This is a genomic window from uncultured Clostridium sp., from assembly GCF_947072515.1.
Classification (GTDB): Bacteria; Bacillota; Clostridia; order Clostridiales; family Clostridiaceae; genus Clostridium.
Window position 1 is genome coordinate 20,426 of record NZ_CAMTIG010000043.1, and the last position, 7,048, is coordinate 27,473.

Genomic DNA, 7,048 nt, shown 5'->3' on the forward strand with positions numbered 1-7,048 from the left:
TAGTGTGTTAAAAGTAAATATAAATGGTGTAGATTTTAAAAATCCTGTTATAGGAGCTTCAGGAACATTTGGATTTGGAGAAGAATATAGCAATTTTTATCCAGTAGAAATGTTAGGTGGAATTTCATCTAAAGGACTTACGCTTAATCCTAAAGAAGGAAATGATGGAATAAGAGTATTTGAAACTAAAAGTGGAATGATGAACTCAGTTGGACTTCAAAATCCAGGAATAGATCACTTTATAAAATATGAATTAGAGAAAATGAAAAAATTAAATACTAATATAATTGCAAATGTTGGTGGTGGATGTATAGAGGATTATGAAATAGCTGTAGAAAAGCTTAGAGGAACAGCTATAGATATGATCGAACTAAACATTTCTTGTCCTAATGTAAAGTCAGGCGGAATGGCTTTTGGAATAAAAGGTGATGTAGCTTATGAAGTAGTTAGTAAAATAAAAAAAATAGCTGATAAGCCATTAATAGTAAAATTATCACCAAATGCAGAAGACATTGTGGATATGGCAGTTAAATGTAGAGAAGCTGGAGCTGACTCACTTTCACTTATAAATACTTTAAAAGGATTAGCAATAGATATAAATAAAAGAAAACCTGTGTTTAATAATGTATATGCAGGACTTTCAGGTGGAGCTATAAAACCAATAGCGCTTAGAATGGTTCATGAAGTAGCAAAAGCGGTAGATATTCCAGTAATAGGTCTTGGGGGAATAGAAACTTGGGAAGATGCTATAGAATTTATGATGGCTGGTGCTACAGGAATTCAAATTGGAACAGTAAATTTTCTTAATCCTTTAGCAGGAAAAGAGATAATAGAAGGTATGGAAAATTTCTTGAAAAAAGAAGGAATAAAAGATATTAACGAAATAATAGGGATTGTTTAATAAATAACAAAGTTGGAGGAATTTTAAGATGGAAAATTATAAAAAAGAGTTTATAGATTTTATGATAGAGTGTAACGTATTAACTTTTGGAGATTTTACAACAAAGAGTGGAAGAAAGACACCTTTCTTCGTAAATACAGGAAATTATAAAAAAGGAAGTCAATTAAAAAGACTTGGAGAATTTTATGCAAAAGCTATAAAAGAGAATTTCAATAATGATTATGATGTTCTTTTTGGACCAGCATATAAAGGAATTCCATTAACAGTAACTACAAGTATAGCGCTTTCAGATACGTATGATATAGATGTAGATTATTGCTCAAATAGAAAAGAAGTAAAGGATCATGGAGATAAAGGAATTCTTTTAGGTGGAAAAATTAAGGATAAAGATAGAGTACTAATAGTAGAGGATGTAACAACTGCAGGAACATCTATATATGAGACTATGCCTATATTAAGAGAGCAAGGGGATGTAGATGTAAAAGGACTTATTATATCAGTTGATAGAATGGAAAGAGGGCAGGGAGAAAAGTCTGCTTTATGTGAAATAAGAGAAAAGTTTGGATTTAAAACTTGTGCTATAGTTACAATGAAAGAAGTAATAGAATATTTATCTGAAAAGGAAGTAGACGGGAAAAAAGTTTTAGATAAAGATATATTAGCAAGAATAGACGAATATTATAAAGTTTATGGAGCAAAATAAAATTCGCTTCAATATGGACAAATTGTAAAAATAAATTTACAATTTGTCCTTTTTGTTTTAAAATGAAATTGTGAGTTAATATTTCTAGAGATAATTGGAATTAATGGAAAATTATTATTGACTGTTAAAAATTTATCATATATAATTAATTCATGGATATAAATTTAAGAACAAATATGGGAGGCGACATTTTAATGTTTAAACAATGGGATGGATTTAAGTCAGGAAACTGGCAAGAGAAAATTGATGTAAGAAACTTTATTCAAAAGAACTACACTGAGTACAAAGGTGATTCAAGCTTCTTAGCACCAATTTCAGAAAAAACTTCAAAGGTATGGGAAATATCAAGCGATTTAATCGTTGAAGAAATAAAAAAAGGTATAATAGATGTTGCAAATGATAAGGTGTCAGGAATCAATAGCTATGAAGCAGGATATATTGATAGAGAGCATGAAGTTATAGTTGGACTTCAAACAGATGCACCACTTAAAAGAATTGTTAATCCTTTTGGTGGAATGAGAATGGTTCATACTTCATTAAAAGAATATGGCTATGAATTAGATGAAAATATAGATAAATATTTTAGTGCATATAGAAAAACTCATAACCAAGGTGTATTTGATGCATATTCTAAAGAAACTAGAGCTGCAAGAAGTGCAGGACTTTTAACTGGACTTCCAGATGCATATGGTAGAGGAAGAATAATAGGTGATTATAGAAGAATTGCTCTTTATGGAGTAGATTTCTTAATTGGAGAAAAGAAAAGAGATCTTGATAATTTAAAAGGAGATATGCTTGATGAACTTATCAGATCAAGAGAAGAAGTTAATGAGCAAATTAGAGCATTAAGTGCAATAAAAGAAATGGCATTAACTTATGGAGTAGATTTATCAGCACCATCTAGCAATGCAAAAGAAGCAGTACAAGCTGTTTATCTAGGATATTTAGCAGCAGTTAAAGAAAATAATGGAGCTGCAATGTCATTTGGTAGAACAAGTACTTTCTTAGATATATTTATAGAAAAGGATATACAAGAAGGATTAATAACTGAAAGTGAAGCTCAAGAATTAATTGATCAATTAATTATAAAATTAAGACTTGTAAGACACTTAAGAACTCCAGAATATAATGATTTATTTGCAGGAGATCCAACTTGGGTAACTGAATCAATTGGTGGTATGGGAGTAAATGGTAAGTCTTTAGTTACTAAAAACTCATTTAGATATCTTCATACATTAATTAATTTAGGACCAGCACCAGAACCAAATATGACAATTCTTTGGTCTCCAAGTTTACCAGAAGGATTTAAAAAATATTGTGCTGAAATTTCAATAAAAACAGATGCTATCCAATATGAAAATGATGAAGTTATGAGACCAGTTTATGGTGATGACTATGCAATTGCTTGTTGTGTATCAGCTATGCAAGTTGGTAAGCAAATGCAATTCTTTGGAGCTAGAGCAAACCTTGCTAAAGCTTTATTATACTCAATCAATGGTGGAGTAGATGAAAAGAAAGGTACTGTAGTTATTCAAGGACTTGAAAAAATAACTGATGATGTTTTAGATTTTGAAAAAGTAAGAGCAAATTACGAAAAAGTATTAGAAAATGTTGCAAAGACATATGTAGATACTATGAATGTAATTCACTATATGCATGATAAATATGCTTATGAAGCAGGACAAATGGCATTACATGATACTAATGTAGGAAGATTAATGGCATTTGGTATAGCTGGACTTTCAGTTGTAGCAGATTCATTAAGTGCTATTAAATATGCAAAAGTAACTCCAGTTAGAAATGAAGAAGGAATTGCAGTAGATTTCAATATTGAAGGTGAATTCCCTAAATACGGAAATGATGATGATAGAGTTGATGATTTAGCTGTATATATAACTGAAAAGTTCTCAACAGAGCTTAAAAAGCATCCATTATATAGAGATGCTAAGCACACATTATCAATCTTAACAATAACTTCGAATGTTGTTTATGGTAAGAAAACAGGAGCTACTCCATGTGGAAGAAAAGCAGGAGAAGCATTTGCACCAGGAGCTAACCCAATGCACGGAAGAGATGAAAATGGAGCTTTAGCATCATTAAACTCGGTTGCTAAAATAAGATATAACCCAACTTGTGAAGATGGAGTATCAAACACATTCTCAATTGTTCCAGCAGCACTTGGAAAAGAAGAAGAGGGAAGAGCAGGAAACTTAGTTTCTATTTTAGATGGATACTTCACTCAAGGAGCTCATCACTTAAATGTAAATGTATTTGACAGAGCTACTTTAGAAGATGCTATGGAGCATCCAGAAAAATATCCTCAATTAACTATTAGAGTTTCAGGATATGCAGTTAATTTTAATAGATTAACTAGAAGCCAACAGTTAGAAGTAATAAGCAGAACTTTCCACGAAAGTTTATAAAAATATATAAAAAAAGGAGTGCTTAGGCACTCCTTTTTATATAAAGGAAACTATAAAAATTTAATTTTAAAATCTAATAATAGGGAAATAAGACAATTAGAGGAAGGGAAAAAGGATGATTAAAGGAAAAATACATTCAATTGAATCAATGGGATTAGTAGATGGACCAGGAATAAGGGTTATTGTTTTTATGCAAGGTTGTGCATTAAGATGCAAATATTGCCATAATCCGGATACTTGGACAGTAGAAGGTGGAAAAGAATATACACCACAAGAAATAGTAAATAAGTTAGTTAGATTTAAAAGTTATTTTCAAACATCTGGAGGAGGGGTTACTTTTTCAGGGGGCGATCCATTAAGACAACCAGAGTTTTTAGTAGAAGTATTAAAGTTATGTAAAGAAAATGGAATACATACATGTATAGATACTGCAGGGGTTGGACTTGGAGAATATAATGAGATATTAAAGTATACGGATTTAGTACTTTTTGATATCAAGGATGTAACAAAAGAAAGATATAAAAATATTACCTTAATGGAGATGGATGAATCTTTAAAGTTTATGGATGCTTTAAATGAAAATAATACTAAAGTATGGATAAGGCATGTGGTTGTGCCTGGAATAACAGATGGTAGAGAGCATATTTTAGAGTTAAAAGAATTTATTAAAAAAATAAATAATGTTGAAAAGATAGAATTATTACCATATCATTTATTAGGAGTTAATAAATATGAAACTATGGGAATAAAATATCCGTTAGATAACATTAAACCTATGGATAAAGAGATTATAAAGGAATATGAAAAGATTTTAGAAATATAAAAAAGGTGATGCAAGATTGCATCACCTTTTGAAATTTACAATTAAGATTTGCTATTAATAGAATCAGTATTGATAACATCACTTTTTTTCTTGATTTTTTTAGGATCATAGAATAAAAATAATGATATAAAAGATCCTATAATAAGCCCTGTAAGTACACTATTTGTAAAACTAAAAAATGTATATGTTAAAACAATAATACTAATAAAAAAATATATAGCTGTTTTAGCTTGTTTAGTCATATAAATCCCCCCAATACTTTCCTAATTCAATTATAATTTAGAAAAATATATATTACAAGGAATAAATAGTAATATATGTTATTTAGAGCTTAACTTATCTGTAAAATAACCATGAGGAATTAATTTTTTCTTTAATCCTTCAATGACAAGAAGATAAGTAGCAGCAGTATCAAAACGTGCATCATGATAATTTCCACTACCTTCAAATAAAGCATTTGCTTTAGATGTGATTTGGTCATTAGTAATACCTAAAAAGGAAACAACCTCTTCAAGTTTTGGATTTTTAAATGTACCATTTGGTTTTAAAATTTTACAGATATCTTTATAATATCCCATAGTACAAAAAGTATCTTTTGGCTTATAATCAGCTCCCATAGGAAGTAATTCGCTTTGCATAAACTTTATATCAAAATTGACATTATGTCCGATTACAAAATCAGCTTCATAAAAATCATCCACAAATTCTTGAACTGTATCATCAAAATACATACCATTTGATAATTCATAAAGCTTTTCTAAAGAAAATCCATGAACGGATTGTGCTCCAGGGTCCATTTCATCTACTGTAAAGAAGAAGTTCTTTCCTATAGTAGTTTGTGGTTTTGTAGATGTATCTACAGTTATATAGCTTAGTTGACAAATATGTCCAGGTCTAATGCTTGTAGTTTCTGTATCAAAAAAAAGTAATTTCATTTTAATCCTCCAAAAAAATTTATATTATAATTATACCTTAAATTTTACATAATAAAAGTATAAACATACATATCTGAAAATTTGAAAAATTTAAACATGATTAAGATAGCATGAATTATATTGAATAATAGGATTAAAAGTGTTAGAATTTATCTACAATAAATAAGGAATTATTATTTTTATACTAAGGAGGCGTTTTAGAATGCTAATAGAAGGAAAAAGAAAAATATCAATAATTGGAGCCGGGTTCGTTGGAGCAACAACAGCTTTTGCACTTATGAATAGTGGAATTGCAACAGAGATTTGTATTTACGATATAAATATGGAAAAAGCAATGGGAGAGGTAATGGACTTAGTTCATGGAACTTCATTTGTAAAACCAGTGAATATATATGCTGGATCATTAGAAGAAACAAAGGATTCAGATATAGTAATAATAACAGCAGGAGCAGGACAAAAAGAAGGGGAAACTAGATTAGATTTAATTGAAAAAAATTATAATATCTTTAAAGGTTTTGTACCTCAAATAGCAAAATTAAGTCCTAAATCAATATTATTAGTAGTATCAAATCCTGTAGATGTATTAGCTCATATTACATATAAACTTTCAGGATTCCCAAAAGAAAGAGTTATTGGATCAGGAACAGTTTTAGACACATCAAGACTTAAATATGTGTTAGGTAAATACTTAAATGTAAATAATGGAAATATTCATTCATATGTAATTGGAGAACATGGAGATAGTGAAGTAGTTACTTGGAGTAATGCAAGTGTTGCTGGTGAAAATGTGGATCTTTATGCAAAACAATTTGAATTAGCATGGGATGAGGAGATAAAGACAGTAATTGAAAATGACGTAAAAAATGCTGCTTATGAAATTATAAGTAGAAAAAATGCAACTTATTTTGCAGTAGCTCTTGCTATAAATAAAATAGTTGAAGCAATTTTTAGAAATTCAAATAGTATTTTAACAGTTTCATCTTTATTTGAAGGACAGTATGGAATAGAAGATATGTATCTTGCAATACCAACTGTAGTAAGCTTAAAAGGAGCAACTGGAATAGTTGAAATTCCATTAGCAAAAGATGAAGAAGCACGTTTACAAGAATCTGCTAAAATATTAAAAGGTCATTTAGATAAGTGTCATATCTAATGTTTATAAATAGAATTTAGAAGCATAAAATAAAAATGAGGTTGTATTAACAACCTCATTTCAGCTTGTAGACAAAGGACTTTTTCAAAATTGAAAAAGTCCTTTATTTT

Annotated in this window: 7 protein-coding genes; 5 read left to right on the forward strand and 2 right to left on the reverse strand. The window is 29.5% G+C overall.

Going from position 1 to position 7,048, the window contains the following annotated elements:
* Positions 1-4 precede the first annotated feature (4 nt).
* From Q0W06_RS14275 to pflA, 4 genes are all read left to right on the forward strand, one after another.
* Positions 5-901, forward strand: a complete 897-nt coding sequence (locus tag Q0W06_RS14275) for a dihydroorotate dehydrogenase (RefSeq protein ID WP_297637007.1) — start codon at positions 5-7, stop codon at positions 899-901.
* A 28-nt stretch (positions 902-929) separates the two neighbouring features.
* Positions 930-1,604 carry an orotate phosphoribosyltransferase gene (gene pyrE, locus Q0W06_RS14280; RefSeq protein ID WP_297637010.1) on the forward strand — a complete coding sequence of 225 codons (675 nt, stop codon included), beginning with the start codon at positions 930-932 and terminating at the stop codon, positions 1,602-1,604.
* Positions 1,605-1,798: 194 nt separating this feature from the next.
* Entirely contained in the window at positions 1,799-4,027 is a 2,229-nt protein-coding gene (gene pflB / locus Q0W06_RS14285) for a formate C-acetyltransferase (RefSeq protein ID WP_297637013.1), read from the forward strand.
* A 115-nt stretch (positions 4,028-4,142) separates the two neighbouring features.
* Positions 4,143-4,850, forward strand: coding sequence for a pyruvate formate-lyase-activating protein (gene pflA / locus Q0W06_RS14290; protein WP_297637016.1), 708 nt, complete (start codon positions 4,143-4,145; stop codon positions 4,848-4,850).
* A 41-nt stretch (positions 4,851-4,891) separates the two neighbouring features.
* On the opposite strand, the gene Q0W06_RS14295 is transcribed toward pflA, so the two are convergent.
* Entirely contained in the window at positions 4,892-5,092 is a 201-nt protein-coding gene (locus tag Q0W06_RS14295) for a hypothetical protein (protein WP_297637019.1), read from the reverse strand.
* Positions 5,093-5,170: 78 nt separating this feature from the next.
* Positions 5,171-5,785: a 3'-5' exonuclease gene (locus Q0W06_RS14300; protein ID WP_297637022.1), complete on the reverse strand. Its 615-nt coding sequence runs from the start codon at positions 5,783-5,785 to the stop codon at positions 5,171-5,173.
* Between the two features lie 202 nt (positions 5,786-5,987).
* Between Q0W06_RS14300 and Q0W06_RS14305 the strand changes: the two genes are divergently transcribed.
* Positions 5,988-6,938, forward strand: coding sequence for an L-lactate dehydrogenase (locus Q0W06_RS14305; RefSeq protein ID WP_297637025.1), 951 nt, complete (start codon positions 5,988-5,990; stop codon positions 6,936-6,938).
* Positions 6,939-7,048: the final 110 nt, after the last annotated feature.

Bases quoted from the DNA above. Each gene is read 5' to 3' on its own strand.
- pyrE (WP_297637010.1), top strand. From the start codon at position 930: ATGGAAAATTATAAAAAAGAGTTTATAGATTTTATGATAGAGTGTAAC.
- pflB (WP_297637013.1), top strand. From the start codon at position 1,799: ATGTTTAAACAATGGGATGGATTTAAGTCAGGAAACTGGCAAGAGAAA.
- pflA (WP_297637016.1), top strand. From the start codon at position 4,143: ATGATTAAAGGAAAAATACATTCAATTGAATCAATGGGATTAGTAGAT.
- Q0W06_RS14295 (WP_297637019.1), bottom strand. From the start codon at position 5,092: ATGACTAAACAAGCTAAAACAGCTATATATTTTTTTATTAGTATTATT.
- Q0W06_RS14300 (WP_297637022.1), bottom strand. From the start codon at position 5,785: ATGAAATTACTTTTTTTTGATACAGAAACTACAAGCATTAGACCTGGA.
- Q0W06_RS14305 (WP_297637025.1), top strand. From the start codon at position 5,988: ATGCTAATAGAAGGAAAAAGAAAAATATCAATAATTGGAGCCGGGTTC.